Here is a 26,488-nt window from a genome sequence, read left to right as displayed (position 1 = left end):
ATAGTCGAATATCACCGTAATTCCGAGTTTGGAATAAACGTTTTTGCGTAATCTACCAATTCTTTTAGCTCTCTATCTGTGTATGGCGATATGTTATTGTATGACGAGTCTATGCAGTTGCCGTTTTGGAACTGTGTGAACTGCCAGCTCGCATCTTTTGGAAGCAGTTCTGCCATATTTTTTATATCTTCTTTAGTGACAAGAAAAGGGACTAAAACAGTACGCCATTCTCTACAGTCTGATGGAAGTTTTGCAACTAAAGCGGCAGACTGTTCCAATACTTTTTCAAAATAATTTTCATTTCCATAATAACTTGAAAATTTTGGGCACATTGTGGTTGCGTATCTTTTTGGGCTTGTCTTTATGTCGAGCGCTATAAAGTCAGGACGGAGTTCTTTGTCGTCAAGAAATGTGCGCAGTTTATCGGGAAAAGTTCCGTTTGTGTCGAGTTTTACTTTATAGCCGAGCAGCTTTGCTTCTTTTATTATCAGCGGTGTGTAATGATTTATTAGTGGTTCTCCGCCGCTTATTACGACCCCTGAAAGAATTCCTTGTCTTTTTTTTAGGTGATCAAACAGCTCTTGAACAGTATTTAATTGTTCCGGAGGTTCTTCGTTTAAAACTAAGCCTCTGTTATAGCAGTAAGGACAGAGAAGGTTACATCCACGTAGAAAAAAAGAACCTGCTACTCGTCCCGGATAATCAACGCAAGTTGTTTTTACCAGAACTCCAGCAGGTTCGTTTAATGAAAGTTGTGCCATCTTATGCGATTGCAGCTACTTTGTTGAATACTAATTCAAGTTCTTCGACATTGTGACAACGAGCTGTTTCAACCCCGTCTTTATTGTAAAAAATTACAGTTGGAGAAGCAAAAATACCTTTTTTTGCAGCTTCTGAAAGCCCTTCTTTTGTATCTACGTCTATATCGCGACCTTTTAAATCAACGTGGGACATAAAATCTTTTACTTGAGGGCAATTAGGGCATGTTTTTCGAGTGTACATTTCGTATGATACGTTTTCCATATCGGAAAGTATTTTTCCCGGTTTAGACAATTTTTTAGGCGCGCTGCATGCACATTCTTTGTCTGCTTCTGTGATATCATATGCTTTGCTATCTTCAAGCGTAAACATTTTTCTCTGGTAAAACTCATCTTTTTTACCGTTGTTCCAATGTTTTACAGCACGGTAATATCCGACGATGCGAGCGTAAACTTCTGTCTCTGTGCCGTGCACATCGTTCAATGCAGCTTTTGTCTCTGCGATTTCCTGTTCAACTTGCGCAAGAGTTCTCTTTTCCATATTTTTACTTCCTCCCTTTTTTTTATACCTACACTAAATATAGAGTAGACGCACTGTATTGTCAATCTGAATGACACTAGAATTTTCGGCAACGGACATCAAAATCTTTAATGACATTGAGATGTTTTTCCGTTGATTACATTTTTGCTTGTTCCGCAAGAATTTTTTCTTTTTCGGCTTCAAGAACTTTGAGTTTTTCTTTCAACGCCTTTTCTTTTTCAATTTTACATTTTGGACATTCAAACTGCTGTCCCGCAATGTACCCGTGAATCTGGCAAATTGAATATGTCGGCGAAATTGTGAAAAAAGGAATTCTGTACTTGTCGGAAATAGTTTTTACAAGCTCTGCACAGCTTTTCCAGTCTTTGAGAGATTCACCCATGTATACATGAAACATCGTTCCGCCTGTGTATTTAGTCTGTAGCGATTCCTGATGGTCGAGCGCCTCAAAAACATCTGCGGTGTAATCAACAGGAAGTTGAGAAGAGTTTGTGTAAAACGGCTCTTCTTTTCCGCTTGTGATTATATCAGGGAACTGCTGTTTGTCGTGGCGTGCAAGACGATATGATGTAGATTCTGCAGGGGTTGCTTCAAGATTGAAAAGGTCTCCTGTCTGCTCCTGATAGTCCTGCATCCTTTCACGCATGTGCTGAAGGACTTTTTCTGCAAAAGCTTTACCTTTTGGCGTTGAGATTTCAGAACCGAGAAAATTAAGACAACATTCGTTCATGCCGCACAGACCTATCGTGTTGAAGTGATTTACAAGAGTCTTTAGATATCTGCGCGTATATGGGAACAATCCACCGTCATACAGTTTTTGAATAACTTTTCGTTTTGTACAAAGGCTTTCTTTTGCCAAATCCATAAGATAATCTAGCCTGCGGTAAAATTCCGTTTCGTTTTTAGCGAGATATCCAATTTGGGGCATGTTTATCGTAACTACGCCTAGAGAGCCTGTAAATTCGTCTGCACCGAACAGTCCGCCGCCTCTGCGGCGAAGTTCACGTTTGTCCAACTGGAGGCGGCAGCACATCGAACGCACATCGTTCGGATTCAAATCGGAGTTCACAAAATTCTGGAAGTTCGGTGTTCCGTACTGAGCCGTCATCGTAAAAAGAAGTTTTGCATTGTCAGATGTCCAGTCAAAGTCACGCGTGATGTTGTATGTTGGAATAGGGTAGGCAAATCCGCGCCCTTCTGCATCTCCTTCAATCATCAGCTCTATAAACACTTTGTTTAAAATGTCCATCTCTTTTTGACAATCTCCGTATGTGTAAGACTGTTCTTTGCCGCCTACAATTGCTTTTTTATTTTTCAAATCGTCGGGGCAAATCCAGTCAAGAGTGATATTTGTAAATGGTGCTTGAGAACCCCATCTGCTTGGAGTGTTGACACCGTAAATATAGCTTTGAATGCACTGTCTGACTTGTTTTTCTGTCAGGTTATCTGCACGGATAAAAGGAGCCAAATATGTATCAAATGAAGAGAATGCTTGTGCTCCGGCCCATTCGTTTTGCATTATTCCTAAAAAGTTTACAATTTGGTTTACAAGCGTAGAAAGATGCGCAGCCGGCGTTGAAGTTATCTTATCAGGGACTCCGCCGAGTCCTTCTACAATAAGCTGACGAAGAGACCAGCCTGCACAGTAGCCGCTGAACATAGAAAGGTCATGAATGTGGAAAGCAGCTGTTTTGTGTGCTTCAGCAACTTCTTTTGAGTAAATATTGTTTAGCCAATAATTTGCAGTGATAGTGCCGGAGTTATGAAGAATAAGCCCACCGAGTGAAAAATTTACGTTTGCATTTTCATTCACACGCCAGTCGCTTTGACCAAGATATCCGTCCATAGTTTTGTTTATATCGATCATCAGATTTTTTGCATCTCGGACAGCTTCGTGTCGTGCGCGGTAAAGGATGTATGCTTTTGCAACAGCTACTTGTTTTTCTTCGATGAGAACTGTTTCAACTATATCCTGAATCTCTTCGATTGCAGGAATTGAATGCGCTCTGCTTCCGGCAAGCTGAAGGCGAAGTTTTTCTTCAACTTTATCTGTTAAGGCGCTAGCTCTGTCAGGATCTTTTTGATGTTCTACTGCCTCGATTGCTTTGCAAATTGCTGATTCAATTTTAAGTCGGTCATAGTCTGCAATCTCTCCGGATCTTTTTACAACAGATTTTATAAAACCTTTTGTTTCCGAATCCGAACTGTTCCCCAGAAAACTTCTCCATTCCGGAAAAATAGACTGATCACTCATTGTTTTTTCCCCTCTGTTCAATATTTTTTACTTCTGTAATAAATTCATCAAGATTTTCAAAATGGCGATAAACCGATGCAAAACGGATGTAAGCGACTTTGTCGATAGCGTAAAGTTTTTCGAGTACAAGTTCACCGAGTTCTGTCGTTGAAATTTCGCGAGTTTCACGACCATTTTTTATTGCAAGGTCTTCGATATCGTTTGAAATCTGTTCGACCATACTTGTAGAGACTGGGCGTTTTTCGAGAGCACGTTCGATCCCCTTCTCGAGTTTAATTCTGTCAAAAGGCTGACGGCGACCGTCGCGTTTTATGACCATGAACGGTTTCTCATCTATTCTTTCATAGCTTGTAAAACGATAACCGCACGAAAGGCATTCACGACGACGTCTGATACTCTCTCCGTTTACCATCGTCCTTGATTCCAGAACTTTGTCGTCTAATTTGCCGCAATATGGACAACGCATTTTTTTACTTTCCGCCTTTTTTTATCTTTTTTCTAGCGTTTAATAACGTATGATAAATACTATACCACTAAATATAGTTTCAACAAGGGAATTTTCAAAAAAAACGGAATTTATTTTAAAACATCTTTAGTGCTCTTTTTTTTGATTTTTTTTACGATGTTTTTTTGACTTTTTGCCTGACTTTCTTTCCGATTTAATGTAATCGTATTCGGAAAATGTAAGATATGTGTATAAGGCATGAAAAAGAACAATAATGACACATAGATATGCAAACCAGTTTCCAAATCTTGCGTAAGTTGTCATGACCCTTTTATAAATAGGAACTGTAAAAGTCCCTGAGACTTCTTCAAAAAGAGGAAGATCGTCTATAACTTTTCCATCAGGAGTGACTACAACCGAATAGCCTGCATTTGCACATCTGACTAAAGTTGTGCGGTATTCAATTGCGCGGTAAGATGCAACGACAAAATGCTGTATTTCACTTGACTTCATCAGTGACCATGAATCGTCTGTGATATTTACAAAAAGTTCTGCCCCATTTAAAAAAAGCGGCCTCATTATGTCAGTAAATGCATCGTCAAAACAAATAGGAGCAGTGATTTTTACAGTCGGTCTATCAATCTCTTCAATTTGCTGTTCTTCGATTTTTTTGTTTAAGTCTATATTTTTTACAGCAGGAAGCATGTAATATTTTGTTGTCGAACATGGAACGTCAAAGAAAACGTACTGATCTCCAGGAGCCCAGCCTGCCGAAATGCCGATTGTTTTTTTCAAAAAATCATGAACTGCGGGAATCTCAATAAATGGCAGTGCTTCTGCAAACGGTACAAGGTGATTTTTATTGTAAGTTCCGCGGTATTCTCCGTCTTTGTCAAACATGATTGCGGCATTAAAATACTGTGTTTCAGGAAGTCCTGTTTTTTCGGGATCATTTTTGCGGGCGAAAACACCGCCAATCAAAAATGGGACATCTTTATCGGCTATAAAATTTCTAAGAGGGCTTTCACTCGGCGCTATTGTGTAATGAAATGATGCTGATGGAAAGGAATGTTTTAAAACGCCTTCGCTCCACACGACAAGCTCTGCTTTTTTGTTCTGCCGTTCGAATTCTTCAATTCCGTTATTTGAAAGTTTTTCCGAAACTCGTATTGATTCGTTGTCTGTCGGGGTTTTCCACGGGTCGCTGTTTTGCTGTACTAAAACAGTGTTCAGCGTTTTTACAGGATGGCGCGGAAGATAATATTGAAATACTCCGTGAACGATTACGCATGCGATTAAAACAAGATAAAGCTTTGCTGTAATATGAATACCTTTTTTGTAGCAGGCAGTTGCGTTTTCAAAATATGAAATAAAATATTCAGCTGCAATTGCATTAAACATTACGACAATAAAAGTGATGCCGTAAGTTCCTGTTATCGATGCGAGCTGTGTTATCACATGCCATCTGAAAAGTGCCGATGAAACTGTTCCCCATGGATATCCCAAAAATCCTGAAGATTTAACCCATTCGTATGCTACATAGACAGCACTAAAATAAATTATCTTAAAAGCAGGAGTTTCAAAGATTTTTTGATAAAATGAATTGTTGTTTAGTTTATCATGCGATTTTGAAGTTGAATAAGGCAGATATAAAAAAAATCCTGTAAAGCCTCCGATGCATGCTGTTCCAATCGCTGATGCCCCCAACGTAAAAATCGCAAAGTCCTTGAAATATCCGAGCCAGAAACTTGAAATAAGATGGGTTATTAAAGTCTGCACGAAAAAAAGAAAAAATGCGTGCCTATATGTTTTAATTTTTGTATATGCCAGATACAGCGGAACAAAGGCGATCAGCGTCAATATCGGGTTTCCAAATAAAGAGATTTCATTTGGAATTGCAGCGGAGAGAATTATGCTCGAGAAAATGGAATAAAAAAAAACTTGTAAAATCGTGTTCATTAGTTTATTATTTAAAATATATACTATCTTTGAAAAAGTTCAAGGTAAAAAAAGGGAAAAATGGGGGGATCCAATTGAAAGCAGTAAATGATATGCATGAATTGGAATATGGAGAAAAGCCTGAAATTGTAGTTAAAGCGCCTGGAAGGTTCCATCTTATCGGGGAGCATTCTTGTTTCTTTAAGGACAAGACAATGTCAATGGCAATCAATCTTCCTGTATATATAGCAATTACTAAACGTGACGATTCATCATTAAAGTTTTATTTTCAGCAAGTTAATGAAAGAAAAAAATCAAGTTTGACATCTTTAAAATTAAAAAAAGAAGATAAATGGGCTAATGCATTAAAAGCTGTCGCTTACGGTTTTACATCAGGCGGTTTTACGATTGGCGGAATGAACATCACTGTTTACAGCGAAATACTGCCTTCTGCCGGCTTTGGTATAACAACTGCTATAAAAGCCGCTTCAGCTGTTGCAATAAAAAATCTTTACAATCTTAACTGTTCCGATATGGAACTTCTTCAAGTCATTGAACGCGGCAACAGACGTTTTCTCAAAGTCAACAATTTTATTTCTGATAACTTTGCTGCTCTTTTTTCCAGAAAAGGCAGTTTAATCATAACAGATTTTTCTAAAAATAAATGGGATTACATTCCTTTTAACTTTGAAGACAAAAAAGTTTTTCTTGTAGATACGAAAGTTCCAAGAATCAACATTTGGGACGAAGAATCTTTACACGAACCGCAATATGCGCTTTTGCTCGGTGACCTCCGTGAACATAAGTCGAATATATACGGTGGCTGGCAGTACATCGATGATGTTACAGACATAAATGAAGAACTCGCAGTTGTAAGCGAAGGTGTTCGCCGAAAACTTCTTTCTGTTTTATATGAGCACCACGATGTCCTTGAAGCTAGAGAAGGCATAGAAAAAGGAGATTTTTTTAAGTTTGCGCGTTCTGTAAACCACAGCCATGAAACAATGCGGGATATGTTCAACATCTCCTGCCCTGAAATCGATTGGATTTTAAAGCGTGTAAATGAGCTTGAACCAAACCTTGACTTTATTCGAAATCCTGTCACTTGCGGAAGGATTACAGGAAAAGGTTTTGGACGATGCCTCTATGCGATTGTACGCGAAAGTGATGTCGACAATTTTAATTCTAAAATATCTGAATTTGAAAAAATCTTTGGTTTTCATCCTGCTGTTTATCAAGTTGAATCATCAGATGGAGTTAGTATTGTCCGCTAATAAAATAAAGAGTATAATATGACAATGCAAAACAACATTTTAGAGCCGGGAATCAGAATGTATTCAATGAAAGATTATGCAAATTCCTTGGCTTTTTTTTTAAGTCTCCCATCTGACTCTGAAGCTGATAAAGTTGAAATCGCTTATTATCTTGGACTTTGTTATGCAAAACTTGAAAAATATGATGATGCGCTTATGTTTTTAGAACAAGTCGTCACATCTGGGGCGCAGCTTGAAAGAGTTTTGCAGTGCCGTTTTCTGTTGGCAGTTATCTATGCAATTTCGGGGCGAAAACGACTTGCGGACTTTGAGTTGAATAAACTTCTTGAAACAGGTTATATGACTGCGTCTGTCTATGCTGCGATCGCTTTTGTTGCATGGGAGCAAAAAGACACTGATAAGTGCCTGAGCTATTACGAAAAGTCCCTTAAAACAGATCCTGACAATATTTCGTCTTTGAATGGGCTTGGTTATGTCCTCGCTTGTGAAGAAAAAGATTTGACACGAGCTCTTTCACTTTGCAAACAGGCTGTAAAAGTTGCACCAAAATCGGCAGCATGCCTTGATTCTCTAGGTTGGGTTTATTACAAACTCGGATTGTACAATGATGCGTTGCAGTATCTTCAGCAGGCTGAACAAATTGATACAGACAGCATCGAAATCGCAAACCATATAAAAACCGTAATGCTTGAGGCAAAACACTGATGAAAAAAAATATAAAAAAATGCATAACATCTGTTCTTGCCGTTGTTTTTTCTGTAATTTTTTCTTTTGCTCAGCAGACGACAGCCGATGCCGGAATGAGAGTTCCGGAAGACAGAATCCGCAATGGAAACGAAGGTTTAGCATCTGAAGAATTCAGACGAGGTGTTCAGGCTTATTACAAAGGTGCTTTCAGCGAATCTATAATGCAGTTTGAAAAAGCGCTTGCATATCTTCCGAATGATAATTTAATTTTAGAATGGCTAGGAAAATCATATTATAGAGCCGGTCTCGAAGGTTCCGCTTTATCTTATTGGAAAACTGTCAGCAGTAACGGATACGGTGGAATCCTGCTTGAAAACAAAATTGAAATTGTAAGGGAAAGACGTGTCACTGGTGATTCAAAAGATAAACTGATGCGACTGTCTGAAGCAGGCTCTTTTTCCGGCGAATTTAAAGGCAATTTGATTTTCAGTGGACCTGTTTCTGTTCAACCGAATTATGATGGCACGATGTGGATTGCATCTTACAATACGAATCAACTGTTGCTGATAAATCAGAACGGAAAAGTCATAGATAGGATTACGGGGCCGATAAACGGTTTTGATAGACCAAGCGATATCATAAGACTTCACGACGGGAAACTCCTTGTAAGCGAAAATGCAGGTGACAGACTTTCTTTGCTAAATGAAAAAGGACAATATGAAAAATATATTGGCTCAAAAGGTAGGGGGAACGGTCAGATGGTCGGACCTCTATATCTTGCACAAGACTATCTCGAGAGAATTTATGTAACTGATTATGGAAACCGCCGCGTTGACGTTTTTGATAAAAATGGCGAACCGATTTTCTTTTTTGGTGGGCGGCAAGGTGATTTTGAAGGTTTAAAAGGACCAACAGGAATTGCAGTAGTCAACGATGATGTTTTTGTGGCAGACGATCATACTGGTTCAATATATCAGTTTGACAGAGCCGGAAACTATATACGCTCTTTAGTAGAACCCAAGACTTTCAAAAAACCGGAGGCAATTAGATTTTGGAACGGAAGCCTCATCATTTGTGATTCAAACAAGGTTGTTTCTGTAGATACAGAGACAGGTGCTTTATTTGAATATGTTCGCACAGGAAATGCTCCTTCACGAGTTACTTCTGCAAGCGGAGATGTAAACGGAAATGTAATTGTATCTGATTTTACCTCTAATGAAGTATACGTTATGTCAAAAATGCAGGAACTTGTAGGCGGTCTGTTTGTTCAGATTGAACAGATAGATGCTTCTAAATTTCCTGAGGTCACTGTTGAACTTCGTGTAGAAAACAGACATCGTCAGCCGGTCGTAGGGCTTCAGGAAGAAAACTTTTTCTTGACTGAAAATCATCGTCCTGTAAACAACATGAAGATGCTTGGAGCTGCTTCTAACAATACGGAAGCCGATATAACAATTGTAATTGACCGTTCTTCAGAATCTTCGTTGTTTACAGAAGAAATTCAATCGGCAGTTAAAGAAATTGCGTCTTCAATGAAAAACCGCGGTGTATTGCGTGTTGTTTCAGCTAGCTCTGTTCCGGTTACAGAATATTCTGGTAAACCCGATAATATCGGCGATTTTAAAATTTCAGCGCTAAAATCTCCTGAATCTAAAAAGGTTTCTGCCGACTTGGCGATCCGTCTTGCCTCAAATGATTTGATAAATGCGTCAAAAAAGCGTGCAATCGTCATGATCACTTCAGGCGGAGACAACACGTTGACTTTTGATAAATATAATCTTTCAGAGCTGACAGCATACATGTGCAACAATTCAATTGCATTTTCTGTTGTGAAATTGACACAAGGCGCAATTAATCAGGAACTCTCTTATGTTGTTGAAAATACTTTTGGAGACGAATATTACATTTTCAGACCGCAAGGTTTGGGAGATGTAGTAAAAGATATAATTGAACTTCCTCAGGGAATCTATCAACTTTCTTATAAATCAGCATTGCAGACTAATTTTGGCACAAATTATTTGCCGCTTGAGTCTGAAGTATATCTATTAAACAGAAGCGGTAGAGATGAAACCGGTTATTTTGCTCCGCTTAAATAATCGAAAGTAAAATCATTTAAGAAAAATTCTGGTCTTATTGCCTGTCCATTCAAACGAACTTCCCAGTGGAGATGAGGACCTGTGGCAAGCCCTGTCGCCCCGGATTTTCCGATTGCTTCTCCCTGATTTACCATTTCTCCTTCTTTTACATTCACTTCGTTCAAATGGTAGTAAAGACTGTAAAGGCCTGGAAGATGTTCGATGACTATACTCCAGCCTGTTGAAATTCTGTTTTCTGCCATAACAATGCGCCCTTCGGCACATGACCTTACTGTAGTTCCAACAGGCATTCCGTAGTCATTCCCGTAGTGAATGCTTGTAGACGATTTCCCGTTTGAGTAAGAATATGTTCTCCTATCGCCCGCATTTGCGGTGTATCTTAAGTTTTCTCCAGGTTCCTTGAACGCTTTTAGAGAATAAATATCTTGCGGCATCGTAGTAAAAAGAATTGCGTTTAACTTTTCAATTTGAGCAGCGCGTTCGGGAGATGAGTTTGTCTTAATTGCAGAATTCTTTGCATCAAGATAGATGACCTCTTCTGGAAACTGTCTTAAAGTAAATGTCACCGGCAGTGTAAATTCTTTTATTTCTTTTCCTACAGTCTGAAATGTGATTTTTAAGCTGTAGTTGTCATCTTTAAGCCACCATGAAAGCGGGATTCCGCACAACATTTCTATATAATTAGCTTTTTTTGTTTTTCCGATTTGATAAAACGGTGCCTGTTCAACGATTTTTTTTTCATTCAAAAGTTGAAGGCTCGCCTTGTGCTCGTTATCTGACTTTGACCTTTTGTGTGATTTTGGTGTTGAAATCGCCATCCTGACAAAAACAGCGTCACCTGGAACAAGTTGGTCGTTATAATTGACATTTAAGTTGAATTCTTCCGATTGATATTTTGCATTTGCTGCAAACAAAAGGCAGAACTTAAAAATACATAATGTTACAAATATAATTTTTTTCATTTTTACTCCGAAAAACTTTTGTACGTTCCCCGACATTCCCTGCTAAATTTTTATTTTTTTTACAGGGAAGTTAATTAGATTCCGATACAGTCAAGTCTTTTATAATTATCTGATTTGTCACAATCCCGTTAAAATAATTTCGACTTATGTTGTAAATGATATCATATTTTTTTTCAACTGATATATCTTTTCTGAGTCTTTCGCCCTGTCCCCAATACATTGCAGGAATTTTAAACTTTCCGGTATCGAACATCAATTTGAGATGCTGCGGTTCTCTTTTTCCTACTGTCATTGCGTCGCTTACTAAAATTCCTTTTGTTATAAGGAGAAGTTCACGATTTTCAGAACCGTAAGGTTCAAAAATATCTATAAGGTCAAAGACTTCAGGGTTAAGGAATGACGGAGGGATTTCCGCATCGACTTCGATGTTTGCCTGTTCTTCTTCAAGCATGATTGCGCGTATCTGTTCCTGCGATTTCTTCATGAATAAATCGAGTTTGTCTTTGTGCAAGCTGAACCCTGCCGCAAAATCGTGACCTCCGTGATTTATAAAAAAATCACCAAGGCTGTCTAGAAATTTTGTCGCAATAAGGCCGCGGCAACTGCGCATTGAGCCCGTGCAAACGTCGTTGTCATTCGAATAAGTGATTACGATGGAAGGAACTCCAAACTCACCCATAAGCCGTGCAGCTACAATTCCGGTCACTCCTTTATTTATTGAATCGTCTACAGAAACGCACAATTTGTTGCTGTAAGATTTCAAGCTCTCTCTTGCCGAATCATGAATTTTGAAAAATGATTGTGCTACGAGATTTTTCCGTTGTTCATTTAGATTGCATATTGTAGCGGCAAGGTTTTCGCGCTCTTTTGCATCTTTAGATATCAAAAGTTTTAGAGCTAAATCAGACTGCCCAAGACGCCCAGCCGCATTTAAAGCGGGAATCACCGACCATGAAAGGTCTGTCGAAGTGATGTGAGGAGGCATTATGTTTAAGGCATTAAAAAGTTCCGCAAGACCCGGACGTGGACGGTCTTTTTTTATAGATTCGATGCCGTTTCTAACAAATATTCTGTTTTCATCTTGCATAGGCATAATGTCTGCAAGGGCAGCAAGAGCGACAAGCTGTAGATCTTTTTTTTCATCTGACAACTGATCTGTGTTTTTTGAAGAAACGATTTTTTTGCAGTAAGTGACGTAAAGATTATACAGGCTTTCGATGATAGAATTGCTTTCAGCAATGTATTTTGCAATCTGTGAAAGGTTTTTAAGCTGTTTTGTTGTCTTGTTTTTAAGTGAAGGAATCACATTTGAAACTTCTGCGCGAAGGTCGTACAGATTGAACTCAATTCCATTTCCAAAAATATCTTTAAGGAGCGAAATTGTTTTTTTTGAATCCCAGACGTAAATCAGCTGACCTTGCAAAAAATATGGAAGTTTTAAGTCGTAAATAGAAGTCTGTCCTAAAAAAATCTTTTCATGAAGTTCTTTGATTTTTACAAGATTGCGAATTTTTATGCAGTCTACATCAAAGCATTTTTCTTTTTCATTAGCGGAGACTTCTAAAAGGCATATTTCGGCATTGTAAAAATCTGTTTGAGCAAAACGGAGTGCGGAAACTAATTTGTATGCGACCGCAGCGCCTGATATATCGTGGAAAGGGTAGCCTGAATCTTGTGTTTTAGGATCTACGATGACTATCGCAGACGGCAGTTGTTCCGGCGGATTGTGATGATCTGTCACAATCACATCAATTCCGAGTTCGTTTGCATGGTTTATCTCTATATAGTTGGATATACCGCAGTCTACAGTGATTATGAGAGTTCCTTCCTGTTTTGCAAAATCGTCTACAGCTTCTAATGAAAGACCGTACGCATCATCTGCAGAAGGAAGCCGCCACTGTACGTCAATTCCGAGTTTTGAAAGATAATCGTAGAGTATAGCTGTGCTCGTAACTCCATCGACGTCGCTGTCACCAAAAATCAGAACTTTTTCGCCTTCTTCTTTTGCCTGAAGAATACGCTCAACTGCATCTTCCATAGAACTGAAGCAGAATGGGCTGTGCTGAAATCTTAAATCATTTTCCAGATAATAAAGAATCTGATTTCCTTCAGTTTTGTTGCGGCGAACTAAGATAGACGCCAGCAATTGTGATATGTTGAATCTGCTGCAAAGAAAATCAATTTGTTGCTTTGAAACAGCTTTTTTAATCCATTTTTTGTCGTTCAAGTGTTTGTCCGTTTTTCATCACAATGAAGTTTTTGTCTTGTGATATTTAAATTTTTTTGAAAATCAGTGGATTACTTTCAGGTTTTGAGTCTGTGTATGTTACAGCTGATTCCAGCAGCTGTTTTGCAGGTTCAAGACATTCTGTATTTTTTCCAAATATTTCCATAATCAAGTCACCCGAGTGAACAAAGTCACCTGTCCGGGCATTTAGAATAATTCCGGCATCGGCACAAACAGGATCTGTTGTTTTGCTTCTGCCAACTCCAAGTATTACTCCAGCCATTCCGCATTTGAACGCTTCAATTGAGATGTATCCATCTTTTGATGCGTAGAGTTCTGTCTTAAATTGTGAGCGGCGTTTTCCAACTTCATCTAAGAGTTTTTTTGTGTCCCCACCTTGAGCGGCTGTGTTTTCAAGGAATTTTTTTAGTGCATTTCCTGATTGCACTGCATCTTTGCACATCGCAACCGCTTTGTCTGTATCTGGGGCAAGTCCTGCCATGACAAGCATTTCAGCACCAAGAGCATAAGTCAAAGTCATCACATCTTCAGGGCCTTTTCCTTCTAGGCATTCTATTGTTTCTTCAATCTCTAAAAAATTGCCGATTTTATTTCCAAGAGGTGTGTTCATGTTTGTTATCAACGCTGAAGCTTTTTTGCCCATCGCTTTAGAAGTGTTGACAAGAAATGATGCAAGAATTTCGGCGTCCGATGTAGATTTCATAAAAGCACCGTTTCCATATTTTACGTCGAAGACAAGTCCGTCTGAACCTTCTGCAATTTTTTTTGAAAGGATGCTCGCAGTGATCAGAGGAACTGATTCAACAGTGCCGGTGACGTCACGAAGCGCATATAATTTTTTATCTGCCGGAGCAATTTTTTCGGTCTGTCCAATCATCGAGTAACCGATCTCGTTTACCATCTTGATAAATGTTTCTGATGGCAAAGCCGTTCTAAAACCCTCGATTGAGTCGAGTTTATCTAAAGTTCCTCCCGTGTGACCGAGCGCCCGACCGCTCATCATCGGATCGTGAAGTCTGCACGCGGCGACGATTGCAGCAAGTGGAAGAGATATTTTATCTCCAACACCGCCAGTTGAATGTTTGTCTACATAAATGATGTCTTTGTTAGCTCCGTTTTCATGAAAGTTCAGGACGTCGCCTGAATGAAGCATTTCGTCTGTTAAATATCCTGTCTCTTCAAAAGTCATTCCGTTGAAGAAAATCGCCATGAGCCATGCCGAAATCTGATAATCTGGGATTGAGCCGTCTGTGCAGCCTTTTATCATAAATTTGATTTCTTCTTTTGTATTCGGCTGTGCCCCGACTAGTTTACGATTTCCATCTTTGTCTGTAACAAAAGTCCCTCGTTTTTTGATGATTATATCTGTGGCTCTCATAGTATTCCCATCCCGGTTTCAATAGAATTCAGCTTTTGATCGATGCTGTTCTCGATTAAAAAAAATACGATTTGTTTTATCTGTTCATAACAAGTTTTATCAAGCGGTAGCCGTCTAGACTCTGAAGGAGTAAGTACTGTAACCGCAGAGAGGTATTTTACAGCTTCGGTGCTTATTGGAATTACAGCCGGATTTTCAGCAGCAATTGAACTGCAATCATGACATATAAAACTGTTTTCCATACTATTATAATATGAAACCGAATATGGTGCAAATTTAGAATCGAGAAAAGTTTTGCCGCACTCGCTGCATGCGTGAATTGGAGGCTGGATTCCAAGCAGTTCAAGGTATCTCCATAAAAACCTGAGCAACCCCATTCGGCTTTGCTCTTCGTTGCAGAGTTCCATTCCATCTAAAAATCCGTTTAAAATCTTAAAACACTGTTCGTTACTGCCTGCGCAGCGTGTCTTTATCGCAAGCTCTGAAGCTAAAGATGCCGCATACATTTTAAAAATATTTTTGCCAAACGAGTCGTGATAGTTTTGAACCTCGAAGTCTGTTATCTTTGTCTGATTTTTTTCAGGCGTGTTGTAAAGCCAAATTATTCCGCTGTTCCACTGTGCTACAAGAGAGCGCAATTTGCTTTTAGGACCGCCGTAAAGCGTTGCATAGCGCACCCCGTCATTCGGAGTAATAAACGTTACCGAAGTATTGTTTTCACCAAGCGGTCTTAGAGAAAGTATCAATGCAGGCGTTTGATTTGATCGAGTCATAAGCGAATCACGTGGATAATTGGGAAAAGTGGCTTATACCGCAAACAAACTTTGTTTATCTGCTGTTACCGAAAAATCTTGCATTTGATTCTCTAAAGCGAGTTTTATCCCACAAGCAATTTCATAAGCCAAATTTACGGGAACAGCATTCCCTATCATCTTATATGCATTATCTGTATCCGTGTAAACAAATTTAAAACTATCCGGGAAACCTTGAATTCTAGCGACTTCTCTTACAGTCATTCTCCGATACAAGTTTTCTTTTCCCAGAACAAATTGACATTTATTTAAGCCTACTTTTTCCATTTTTGGTGCTTGTGGATGAAGTTGGCATTGACGACCGGAAGCTTGTACAGTAAAGGCTTGTTCGTTCCATTGTTTTACACGGTTACGACTCATAAAAATAGGTGAGTAGGTACCTGTAAAATATTCATTATTATTTACTGCTTCGGGATTATGCTTATTGCGAGCTAAAGTCGGCACAGCTGTATCTTTTAGATCCCAAATTATATCTTTTAGAGTAATTTTATTTTCATCTTTTTCTGTCGAGCCTCTCGGGAAAGTAAAATTGATATTTAGATCGTCCCGAAAACCAATGTAGAAAACCCTTTTTCTTTCCTGAGCAACGCCATAATCTTTTGCATTTACCAAAGTAAGCGAAACATTGTAACCACATTCTTTGAACATTTTCAAAATATTCTGTACAGCTTCTGCGTGCCTGTTTGCAAGCATTCCACTTACATTTTCCGCTAGAAAAAATTTAGGCTTTTTATCTTTGAGAATTCGTATGTATTCATAAAATAATTTTCCACGGGCATCATTTATTCCACGCAAAGCACCGGCTTCTGACCAAGACTGACAAGGCGGTCCTCCGATAATTCCATCAATTTCATCAGGAAAATCCGATTCTTTTATATTTCTTATGTCGCCTTCTATCAGTTTTGTTTTGGGATGGTTTGCTCTAAAAGTTTCCCAAATAGTTTCATCAAATTCATTTGCAATCGGAATTTCAAAACCAGCTTTTTCAAAACCTAAATCAAGACCACCGCAACCACTAAAAAGACTAATTACTTTCATACTATGCCTCGATTTCAAAAGTGATGAGTTTAGCTTCTTTAAGTTGAGCAGGATTATTTGGATTTTTTATATGAATATCTTGAATTTCAAACTTTTTATTTTCCTTCATTAGAGCATATAAATCTGGAGTGTTCTCAAAAGAATTGAATTTATCTGTGTTTATTATACACATGAAATTGAATTTATTTTGGGGATTCCTAGAATATACATATTTAAATACAGTGAATGGATTTTCAATTCCCCACATACCACGGATTCTTAAGTATGTGATTCCAAGAGGGTCTACGCGATTTACATGCCCTAATTCTTTACTTTCAGCAAATTCTACATTGGGAATAGCTTCCACACCTGTTTTTATTGTATTTTTTACATTTTCATAAGTTTCTTTGTTGGCGCAATAATCTTCCCCGTAAACAAACGCCAAAGATTCAAGATTGTTGTCATTTACTACTCCAACTGCATAAATCATATCTTTTACAGTCCAATTTTCGCATTCTCGACACTCTTTTTTTATCATCGGACTAACGGCAAATAGTTTTGCTTTTGGATAACTACTATTTAAAGCCAAGGCAGAGTTTTTACTTTCGATTTTCTTTACCTCAATAGCATCTCCACCATGAAGCATACTGTCGGGCGGATTATTTTGATTACCCAAGTAAGAGAAGGTTGTTGAAATTGCAGCATTTCTTACCTGTTCATCTTCTATATCTACTGTATTTGCAAATAAGTCTTTAATGTACTCTTCCAAGGCTTCGCCCATATTATTTGCACGATTATGGCTGCTGCCTTTTCTAATTAATTCTATTTTAGGGTTTTCTACCAAATTTATAATTGCTGAAATAATATTATTCATACAAACCCCTCAATTACTTTTTTAATAATCTATAATATAATTTTTCTGAAAAAAGCAATTCTCTCTGCTGAACATTTTTCATTATAACCGATTGTCTATCAATATCAATAAGTAAGCTCTGCGTAATCTATGAAATCAGCGTGAGCCTGATTTTTTCTGACCGTAATATGCGTTCGGGCCGTGTTTACGCATGTAATGTTTATTTACGATGTAGTCGGGGAGTGGAGTAGCGTTTGGATTTATTGAAAGCGTGTTTATCGCCATCTTACAGATTTCTTCGAGAACTGTTCCGTTGTAAACAGCTTTTTCTGCAGTTTTCCCCCATGCAAAAGGTCCGTGACCGCCGCACAAAACCATGTTGATTTCATTTGGATTCAACTTAAGCTCCTCAAAGTGTTTTACAATTAGAAGTCCTGTTTCCTTTTCATAATCGCGTTCAACAGCCTCTTTTGAAAGGTATGGTGTGCATGGAATCGCTTTTTGAATATGGTCAGCGTGTGTTGTTCCAAAAAGAGGAACCGATTTTACAGCCTGCGCCCAGCTTACGGCACAAGTTGAGTGAGTGTGTATTATTCCTCCGATATCAGCACCTTGTTTTACAGCAAATTCCCGGTACAAAACCGCATGAGTCGGAGTATCTGAAGATGGGTTCATGCTTCCGTCGACTTTTTTGCCGTTTAAGTCGATTATGACAATTGATTCTGGTGTAAGTTCCGGATAAGGCACTCCGGATGGCTTGATTGCAAAAACTCCTTTTTGCTTATCAAATGCAGAAACGTTTCCCCATGTGTAAAGTGCAAGATGATTTTCTTGAATTTTCATATTTGCTTCGTAAGCCTCTAAACGCAATGTTTCGTATGTCATCTGTTTTTCTCCTTTCTCACAAAAATCTCTCAGCCGCAGTGCCGGACACAGTATCGGAAGCGCTGTTTCAACGACCAAAATGGCATTGTTTTTAACAGCGTTCCACATCGCTTATAAATTTAAATTATAGATTTTCAATTGCTGCTCTTTCTATTTCAAGACCTTTCATGTAGCGCTCAAAGAAAATATTGAATGATTCTTCCAAATCTTTTTCGGGAACTGATGTAGTTTTTTTGCATGAAGAAAATACATCTTTTTCAAGGAAGTCGGTAAGGTTTTTGCCATTGCAACCCGGGCAAAATGATGCAAGAAGCGCAATTCCCCACGGACCTCCTTCGCCTGCAGTTTCCATAGCGCTGACGTTTGTTTTCATTGCCGCAGCCATGTACTTGAGTCCGGCTTCAGTCTTAAAATAACCGCCTGTTCCTGTCATGCTTTTTACTGTCACTTTTTCGGTATCATAGAGGATGTTCATACCTACCCTCAATGCCCCCAAAGATGTAAACATCTGAACTCTCATAAAGTTTGCAATTGTAAACTTAGCATTTTCCGAACGCACAAAAAGCGGACGCCCTGAATTAAAATTTGTGATAGATTCTCCGCTCAAATAGTTATATGCGAGCAGTCCGCCGCAATCTTTGTCAGCATCCAGAGATTTCATAATCAGTTTATCAAAATATTCTCCTGTTCCAACTCCGTCTCCGATTCCAAGCGTATCTGCAGCTTCTTTAAAAAGATTTATCCAGTAGTTGTGTTCGCCTGTACAGTTGTTTGCGTGAACCATTGCAACGTGTTTTCCATCTGGCGTTGTAACAATATCTATGATGCCGGGATAAACATTTTTTAGTGGTTTTTCCAAAACTATCATGCTGAATATTGAAGTTCCGGCAGAAATATTTCCGGTGCCATCTGCAACGCTGTTAGTAGCGACCATCCCTGTCCCCGCATCTCCTTCTGGCGGACAAAATGGAATTCCGTCTGTAAGCTCCCCAGTCGGATCTAGAAATTTTGCACCGTTTTTTGTAAGCGTTCCTGCCTTTTCTCCTGATATCAGCACTTTAGGAAATATTTTTTCAATTTTAAAACCAAATGATTTTACTTCAGGAATCATTTCGTATTTTGCTGTCATTTCGGGATTGTAAACGGCTTTTCCGTCTTTGCAGAGAATTGGGAACATACCGCTTGCATCTCCCGCTCCTATGACTTTTTCTCCGGTCAACTTATAATGAATATATGCAGAAAGCGTATAAATGTTTGCGATTTTAGAAACGTGATTTTCTTTGTTCAAAATTGCCTGATAAAAATGTGAAATCGACCATCGCTCGGGAACAGGAAAATTAAATAAATCTGAAAGCTTTTTTGACGCTTCGCCTGTGATTGTGTTTCGCCATGTTCTGAAAGGAACAAGAAGGTTTTCATGTTCATCAAATGCCAGATACCCGTGCATCATGGCACTTATTCCTCCGCAGCGGAATTTTGTAAGTTTTATGCCAAATTTTTTTTGAACGTCGGCTTTAAGAGCTGCGTAACAAGACTGCAAACCTTGTTCAATCTGAGAGAGCGGGTAAGTCCAGATTCCGTTTTCGAGAGTGTTTTCCCACGTGTAAGAGCCGTTTGCAATCGGTTCATATTTTTCATTGATAAGTACAGCCTTGATACGTGTTGAACCGAACTCAATTCCCAATACAGCATTTCCACTTTCAATTAAACTCTTATTTTCCATGGCATTTCCCTTAGATTTTCAAATCATTTTACTAAAACATATTCAAAATATTATAGTCGCCTTTTTATAATTTTACAATTTTCTTATGTTTGAGGAAATACAGATAATTACTTATTTTTGCCTCATCTGTTTTTAAGATTTTTGATGCTGCGTAGCGATATGCTTTTTGTTGTTCTTCATATTTTGATTCATCTATCTGATTGTCTGATTTGTAGTCGACAATAGTATAAGAATTGTCGTCGTTTTCAAAAATCAAGTCGATTGAGCCTGTAAAAATTGCATCTTTGTAAAACATTCTAAAAGCCCATTCCGCACGGATAAACAATTTTTTCTTTTTTGCATTTTCAACCTTAAGCCCGAGCTCGCATTGCTCAAATTCATGACAAAATCTTATGCAGTCAGCTTTTGCTTTTTCGACTTGCGATTCTGAAAGATTTTTTAAAAGTTTTGAGTCGGGTTCATAGTCTTCTGCTTTTATTCCCTTTGCCTGCATCTCCAGATATGAGTGGGCAAGTGTACCAAAATCAGCTGCTGTAAAGACAGATTTTTTTAACACATCTGAAGCCGAATCGTATTTTTCGCCTGAATCTGCGTCTGCCATCTTGCTTTCTACAAATTCCGGTTCAAGTGAACTCGGGGTTTTTCGTGCAATATTGTTTGAGACGTATTTAATTGTATCGGATGACGCATATTTGTCTTTTTTTGTTGCGATTATCGATTTTCTCAGTTCATCTGTCGATTTTTCTCTTGTGTGCACAAGGGTTTTGTATTCAACAGGAGGGATTTTATAAAAGTCAAAGCCGGCTTCATGATTAAAATCGTATTCTTTATCAGGCTGATAATATCCAAGAATTAAATCTTCAATGAGCTTGCATTTTGCTTTTGATTTAACATCTAGTTTTGAGCTTCCGACAATATAGATATCTTTTTTTGCACGTGTGATTGCGACGTAAATCAATCTGCGAAACTCCGCAATCTCTTTTTTTACTGCTAAATCTTTTTGCCTGATAAAAAACCAGTTTCCATTTCCGTTTTCAGGTTTTATAGAAACGCCGGCTTTTTCATCAAAAAAACAATCGGAATTTTCTTTTTTCAGCTTAACGTTGACGCATCCATAAACGAATACGTGATCAAATTCAAGCCCTTTGCTTTTGTGAATCGTCATCAGATGAACTGCCTGCTCGTGTTCGTAAGGGTAAGAAATGTCGCCTGCATCCAAATCCGAATCATCTGAACCAAAAGTGTTTTTTAAGTTGTCAAGCTGGTCAATAAACCATGAAATGTTTTTCCCGTTTTCATCTGCCTGTCGTGAAAGCTCAAAAAGAAAATCAAAATGCCCCGCACATAATCTATGTTTTTCGCTTAGCATAGTCTCATATTTATAACCTTTTTCGTTCCAGAGATAAGAAACCGTCGTAGTGATTTTTTGCTGAAGGGCGAGCGGTTTGTTCTCTTTGTAAAAGTTTATGGCAGACTCAAGTTTTATAAATTCCGATTTGGAAAGTTCTTTTTCAAGAAGTTTAAGTTTTTCAAAATCTGTGATATCAAAATCAAGGTCATTCATGTAAGAAAGAATTGTCTGTGCAGAATTCTCTGTAAGTCCACAAAAAGGTGAACAAAAATATGATGCAAACGATTTCATATCGGACGGATAGACGCAGATTCTCATAAAATTGTAAAAATCATTTACAACTCCGTCAGAAAAAATATTTTTGAACATGTCGACTTCGTATGGAATTTTAAACATGTCGAGGTATTTTGTGATTATTGCACGATCTGTGCGAGACTTATCGAGGATTGCAAAATCGCTCCAGTTTTTCTTTTCTCCTGCAATTTCAGCGATTTTTTTTGCTATAAAATATGCGATTTGATCTTTTGAAGCGACGTCTGTTTCCGTATCAGAATCAAAAATACATGTGTGAACAGGGACATTTTGGGCAGTTATCTCAGGAAGAGATTTTCCATTTTTTGCGGCGTTTTTTTCGTAATAAGCTTCGTAATCAATTTTAGAATGTGTCTCTGCATAGTTTTCAAATATGAAATTTCCATTTTTAAAAATCGTGTTGAATGATTTTACGAGCACAGCGTCGGAGCGGTAATTGTATGTCATTGAAACAATTTCATTTTCATCGTCTTTTGTAAGTTCGTTGAATACAGAGACATCTGCTCCGCGGAATTTATATATCGACTGCTTTTCATCACCAACGAAAAATAATTTTTCTTCTTCGCGGCTGTCTTTTAATAAGTCGTGAAGAGTCGTATTTTCGGGAACATCTATTATGCATTTTCCGTTTTGCTCAAATTCGCCGTTTTTTAATGCAAGAACATAAAGGAGGTCTCTGTTTTTTCCGTTGTTGTCTTGGAATTCATCTATCATTATTTTTTTGTATGCAGACTTTTCCTGATTGCGTATATCTTCGTTTTCAAGCAGAATTTTTAGTGCGAGGTCTGTTACGTCTTTAAATGAAAGATTTCCCGAAATCCTTTTTGCTCTGTTTGTTTGCTCAAGAAAATCGTCGAGAAGTTTGTTGAATGCCAAGAGCGCATCGTACTGATTTACAAATGAGATTATTGATTTGTAAGTCGGAATCTCATTTTTTAGCTTTGTGACGACTGTGCTTACATCGATTATTTTTCCAGTCATCTTAGTCGCTGACAAAATATCGTCAAACAATGTTTTGAGAAAATCTAATCTTTTTTCTAATGATGAAGATTCAATGTCATCTTTTGTGATGTCTTTATCGCAGACAATCTCTTCTGCTTCTTCAATTATTTTTTCAATTGATTTTACATACAAGGCTTTTGCCTCATCATTTTTTTTATCTGAAGCCGCAAGATTTTCTTTTATCGTGTCAATAAATGAATAAATTGAGCCGTTTTCCTTTCCTTTTATGATTTTGTTCCATGCTTCGACAATCTCTTGTTTTTGAACTTCAAACTTTCTTACAAAATAGCACGGCTCTGTCGCAAGGCTTGTAAAATCAAGTATGATAGATGCAAAAGTGTTTTCTGCAAAATCTTGAATTTTTCCGGGTGAAGCAAAAGTCACCACCGCTTTGTTGCTGAGATTTTGAAGGATGAATTTAAAAGCGCTGTTTTTTACGCTTCGCTGTCCATCTCCTGTTCCGATTGAAAAATCCGGTTTTATTCCATAACGATTTGCGCATTGACGGACTATTGATGTGCAGTACGAGTCAAGAGTTTGAATATGTGCTGATGAAAAATCTTTGAGTGCGTCCTGAGCGAGTTTTTTTTGATGTTCCGAAAGAATTTCACACACTTCGTGTTCTGCAAATTTTTTAATAGTGTGATAAATCCTTTGGTACATTTCGGCAGCGGCTTTATTTGTAAACGTAAGAGTCAAAATCTGGTCTGCTTTTGCCTGTCCTGTGATTATAAGCCACGCAAACCTTGATGCAAGCACTTGAGTTTTTCCGGAACCTGCTCCGGCTGCAATCACAGCATTTTTAGTTGTGCGGAGCGCTGCAATCTGGTTATCGTCGAGTTTTCGGTCAAGTAAGTTTAAAAAATCATCATTCATTTTACATCTCCCGAGTCGATATTTCCGGTGCTTTTCTTTATGTCTTTTTTGCCGGTTGTAAAAGTTGTCCGGCAGATTGTGTTGTATGAACATTTTATGCAGTTTTCATAAGGTTTTACGTTTAGCCTGTCCTGTAAAATACCCGAATGAAGAGGAATTAAATCTTCGGTTTTTACTTTTTTGACAAATGTCTGTGCGTATTGGTCTAGCGTTTCTGTCGGATATGATTCCATTGCACGAGAATCTCCTGTTTTTATTGCATAAAAAATACACGCTTCGACTTCGTTTTTGTTATCATCGGTTATCAATTGATAATACAGCGGCATCTGAAAATCATTTAGTATTCCATTTTCATCGGGTAAAAGACTTTTTTTTGTAGGTATTGAAGCAGCTGTATTTTTGTAGTCAATTATCACAAACTTTTTTTCAGGTGACTGAAGAACGCAGTCGATTTTTCCGTAATATATAAAATCATTTTTATTTGCATAAAAGGAATCTTCGACAGCTTTTACGGTGCAGTTTCCAATGCCTTTTGGAGTTGGCAAAAGAAGTTTACAAAGAAAATTTTCTATAACAGAACTTATGCTGTCTTTTTGCGATTCAAGCGTTATGATTGCGAGAGGGCTGTCTCTAAAATCTGATTTTGCTTTTATAGCTTTCGGGGTGATCTCGTGATAAATAAGATTTTTGATTTCGGTCGTGCAGTCAACTGGCTGGGCGTTTATGGTGTTGGAATCTTCAACTGTCGGAATTTCATAGAATTTTGAATCGCTTTCACAAAAAAAAGGAAGTTGTTTTTTTTCATATTTTTTCATGAACATTTCCATAATCGTGTGATTGAGATTTCCGATATCATAATTTTGCATAAGGTTTGTGTCTAAAGTATCTTCACGCAATTTTAAAACAGACTTGAAAAGCCAATGTCGTGGACAAGGGAAAAATTGCTCAAGGTCGCCGCGTGCAGAAACCCTCAAAAGTCCTGTGTCTTTGTCGTGTCTTAGTTTTATAAGCTGTTTGAGTTTTTCAGAACATTTTTCGATATCTGCATAACTGGCAGTTTGTGCCGTCTCCGTCTCAGTGTCTGAATCTTTTTGGGCATCTATCCAGCTTTGAAAACTTCTTTTTTGACCTTCTGTAAGTTTTATTTTTCGTTCTTTATCAGATGAAATAATGTCGTATTCTTCTAAAACATAATCGTTTTCGTCGAGGTTTGCCAAATCTTTTATCTTTGAAATATCTGTTTTGCTGAGATTTACAGATGAGAGCGCGCTGTGTGGAATAGAGAATCCTGAAAAAGTTTCAGTCGCTGATGAAAAGTGAACAAAATTTCTGTCACAAGTTTGTGTGTCTTTTGCGTATAGTTTTATAAATGATTCGTCTGCCGATAAAATTTTATCATCGTCTGTCAGCTTTAGTTTTTTTCGTTTTGTAGAATTTAGAAATGTAAGGCGTTTGTATGGAACTTCAAGATTTTTTTGAGAAGCATCTATCACAAACTGATACTTAAAATAAGCGGCGGCTGTAAGTTTATATTTAAAAATGTTCACACCTGTTTTTTTTGTTTGAGGTGTATAAGTTTTTTCATCAAGAAGCTCAAGATAAAAATTAAACGGAGAAGAAATTTTTAGATTGCAGGCGTTATATTTTTTTTCAATTTCAATGATTTCTTCAAGTTCTTTTATGCACCGGCTCAATATGTTGTTTGATTCATCTGAAAACTCCTCGTCAGATTTTAGAAATTGAGTTTTAAAACTCATCCATGCGCGAAGAATATTTTCAAATGTGTTTGCCTTTGAATCAAAAAAACTCTCTACGGAAGCTTTTATGTGCCCGTAAAAATTCTGCATGTTTTTATAATATTCAATTTCGGTCTGTAACTGATTTTTTAGTTGATTATCATTTTCATTTTTTAATGCGATTTCGAGCCTTGCTATCTTTGAACCGAAAGCGACATGCCAGATATCTTTTTCCTCAGGAGAACATATACACCGCATGTTTTTTCCTTCACGGATCAAGTTTTCTCTAAGCGACTGATATTCTTCTTTCCACGGGACGCAATGGTCTAGCAAAAGTGTCCTCACACTGTCGAATGTGAAATTTTCCGAAAAGCAATTGTATATTTCTCTGAAAATGCGTCCGGCACAGTTTTTTGTAAGCGGAGAACCTGCTTTTATAACATAAGGAACTTCATAAATAGAAAATTCTCGCTCGATATATGGACGGTAAGTTTCTAAATCAGGAATGTTGAGCGCAATTTCAGACCAGTCGGCTTTTCCAGACTGCGCTATGTCTATTATACGAAGAATTGTGTGGCGCAGTTCTTTTCTTGAGTCCGGATATTCGTAAGAAAGCGGAGAAGGAATATCTTTCGGCAAAGTGTACAAAGTTATGTTATCGCAGTCGCTGAAAATATCTTTATAATCTTGAATATCTTCCAAAAGTTCCGGGTAAAACAATAAAAACTTTTTAGATTTGTCTGAGAGCTTAACATCTTCAATCCAAGAAGGTTCGAACATGTTGTTGTCATGTAAAAACTTTTTATACTCTTCGTAGATATACAGATAATCTTTATCTTCAAAATCAAGTTCACCGTAATCAATTTTATTTGATATAAGCCTTTTATTCCAAAAGTCCAGTGCCGGAAGATTTTTGCAGAGCCAACCGGCAAAAGAGTCCGCATTTTCAGCATATTTATCTTCACTGTTTATAACTGACCGAAGGCGTTCGTTTTGCGGTTTTTCTGCATTGCGCGCGATAATGTCATACGCAAACATCTTTCGCAAAATAGACGGAATTGCCGTAAAATTATTTCGTTCTGCTTTCAAATAGATGCTCTTAAAATTATCCCATGCAATAAACTGCTCCAGCGAAATCGCTTCAACTCCTGTTTTTTCTATGTTTGTGAGTGCCCAGTCAATCCAGCTGTTTAGGACAGTGTCGGTTGGAAAAACAAAAACCGTGTCCAAATCAGATATATTTTTAGAGATGATTTGTCCAATTTGATTCGAAGGTAAAGAAACACTTTTCATACAATTAATATATATCAGAAAACATCAAATGGCAAAATCGAAGATAA

General features: G+C 37.9%; 18 protein-coding genes. 3 read left to right on the top strand and 15 right to left on the bottom strand.

All coding sequences use genetic code 11. The features are described from left to right. Positions 1-11: 11 nt before the first annotated feature. From H9I37_RS07440 to lnt, 5 genes are all read right to left on the bottom strand, one after another. Complete coding sequence (locus H9I37_RS07440; protein ID WP_187381815.1) at positions 12-761, bottom strand: radical SAM protein; 750 nt, start codon at positions 759-761, stop codon at positions 12-14. 1 nt (position 762) lies between these two features. Continuing rightward, positions 763-1,299, bottom strand: coding sequence for an anaerobic ribonucleoside-triphosphate reductase (gene nrdD, locus H9I37_RS07435; protein WP_187381814.1), 537 nt, complete (start codon positions 1,297-1,299; stop codon positions 763-765). A gap of 136 nt (positions 1,300-1,435) precedes the next feature. Continuing rightward, positions 1,436-3,553: a ribonucleoside triphosphate reductase gene (locus tag H9I37_RS07430; protein ID WP_187381813.1), complete on the bottom strand. Its 2,118-nt coding sequence runs from the start codon at positions 3,551-3,553 to the stop codon at positions 1,436-1,438. After that, the gene (nrdR, locus tag H9I37_RS07425) at positions 3,546-4,019 is read right to left on the bottom strand and encodes a transcriptional regulator NrdR (protein WP_187381812.1); all 474 of its coding nucleotides are present in this window, start codon (positions 4,017-4,019) and stop codon (positions 3,546-3,548) included. Before nrdR ends, H9I37_RS07430 begins: the two co-directional genes overlap by 8 nt. 126 nt (positions 4,020-4,145) lie before the next feature. Beyond that, complete coding sequence (gene lnt, locus H9I37_RS07420; protein ID WP_187381811.1) at positions 4,146-5,957, bottom strand: apolipoprotein N-acyltransferase; 1,812 nt, start codon at positions 5,955-5,957, stop codon at positions 4,146-4,148. A gap of 74 nt (positions 5,958-6,031) precedes the next feature. On the opposite strand from lnt, the gene H9I37_RS07415 reads away from it, so the two are divergent. Genes H9I37_RS07415 through H9I37_RS07405 form a run of 3 tightly spaced genes read left to right on the top strand, consistent with a single transcriptional unit; the run spans position 6,032 to position 9,993 of the window. Then, the gene (locus tag H9I37_RS07415; protein ID WP_187381810.1) at positions 6,032-7,210 is read left to right on the top strand and encodes a galactokinase; all 1,179 of its coding nucleotides are present in this window, start codon (positions 6,032-6,034) and stop codon (positions 7,208-7,210) included. Positions 7,211-7,234: 24 nt separating this feature from the next. After that, complete coding sequence (locus tag H9I37_RS07410) at positions 7,235-7,915, top strand: tetratricopeptide repeat protein (protein ID WP_187381809.1); 681 nt, start codon at positions 7,235-7,237, stop codon at positions 7,913-7,915. Next, positions 7,915-9,993: a hypothetical protein gene (locus H9I37_RS07405; RefSeq protein WP_222864191.1), complete on the top strand. Its 2,079-nt coding sequence runs from the start codon at positions 7,915-7,917 to the stop codon at positions 9,991-9,993. Before H9I37_RS07410 ends, H9I37_RS07405 begins: the two co-directional genes overlap by 1 nt. Here H9I37_RS07405 and H9I37_RS07400 read toward each other — a convergent pair. The 10 genes from H9I37_RS07400 to H9I37_RS07355 all read right to left on the bottom strand — a co-directional run bounded on the left by H9I37_RS07400 (position 9,972) and on the right by H9I37_RS07355 (position 26,441). After that, positions 9,972-10,955, bottom strand: coding sequence for a M23 family metallopeptidase (locus H9I37_RS07400; protein ID WP_187381808.1), 984 nt, complete (start codon positions 10,953-10,955; stop codon positions 9,972-9,974). The genes H9I37_RS07405 and H9I37_RS07400 overlap by 22 nt on opposite strands. Before the next feature lie 70 nt (positions 10,956-11,025). After that, entirely contained in the window at positions 11,026-13,182 is a 2,157-nt protein-coding gene (gene recJ, locus H9I37_RS07395) for a single-stranded-DNA-specific exonuclease RecJ (protein ID WP_187381807.1), read from the bottom strand. A gap of 46 nt (positions 13,183-13,228) precedes the next feature. Then, complete coding sequence (locus H9I37_RS07390) at positions 13,229-14,581, bottom strand: thymidine phosphorylase (protein ID WP_187381806.1); 1,353 nt, start codon at positions 14,579-14,581, stop codon at positions 13,229-13,231. Then, positions 14,578-15,354 carry a DNA repair protein RecO gene (gene recO / locus H9I37_RS07385; protein ID WP_187381805.1) on the bottom strand — a complete coding sequence of 259 codons (777 nt, stop codon included), beginning with the start codon at positions 15,352-15,354 and terminating at the stop codon, positions 14,578-14,580. Before recO ends, H9I37_RS07390 begins: the two co-directional genes overlap by 4 nt. 33 nt (positions 15,355-15,387) lie before the next feature. Continuing rightward, on the bottom strand, positions 15,388-16,431 hold the full coding sequence (locus H9I37_RS07380; RefSeq protein ID WP_187381804.1) for a DNA cytosine methyltransferase: 1,044 nt from the start codon (positions 16,429-16,431) through the stop codon (positions 15,388-15,390). Position 16,432: 1 nt separating this feature from the next. After that, positions 16,433-17,284 (bottom strand): NgoPII family restriction endonuclease, encoded by an 852-nt coding sequence (locus H9I37_RS07375; RefSeq protein ID WP_187381803.1) that lies wholly within the window; start codon positions 17,282-17,284, stop codon positions 16,433-16,435. A gap of 135 nt (positions 17,285-17,419) precedes the next feature. Beyond that, positions 17,420-18,148 carry an L-ribulose-5-phosphate 4-epimerase AraD gene (gene araD / locus H9I37_RS07370; RefSeq protein WP_187381802.1) on the bottom strand — a complete coding sequence of 243 codons (729 nt, stop codon included), beginning with the start codon at positions 18,146-18,148 and terminating at the stop codon, positions 17,420-17,422. A 124-nt stretch (positions 18,149-18,272) separates the two neighbouring features. Beyond that, positions 18,273-19,871 (bottom strand): xylulokinase, encoded by a 1,599-nt coding sequence (locus H9I37_RS07365; protein ID WP_187381801.1) that lies wholly within the window; start codon positions 19,869-19,871, stop codon positions 18,273-18,275. 64 nt (positions 19,872-19,935) lie between these two features. Further along, positions 19,936-23,412, bottom strand: coding sequence for a UvrD-helicase domain-containing protein (locus H9I37_RS07360; RefSeq protein WP_187381800.1), 3,477 nt, complete (start codon positions 23,410-23,412; stop codon positions 19,936-19,938). Beyond that, the gene (locus tag H9I37_RS07355) at positions 23,409-26,441 is read right to left on the bottom strand and encodes a PD-(D/E)XK nuclease family protein (protein ID WP_187381799.1); all 3,033 of its coding nucleotides are present in this window, start codon (positions 26,439-26,441) and stop codon (positions 23,409-23,411) included. The genes H9I37_RS07360 and H9I37_RS07355 overlap by 4 nt, the downstream gene beginning before the upstream one ends. Positions 26,442-26,488 lie beyond the last annotated feature (47 nt).

The organism is Treponema sp. Marseille-Q3903, from assembly GCF_014334335.1.
GTDB lineage: Bacteria > Spirochaetota > Spirochaetia > Treponematales > Treponemataceae > Treponema_D.
Note: the sequence above shows the minus strand (reverse complement) of the source record. Positions and strands in the feature narration are given on the sequence as shown.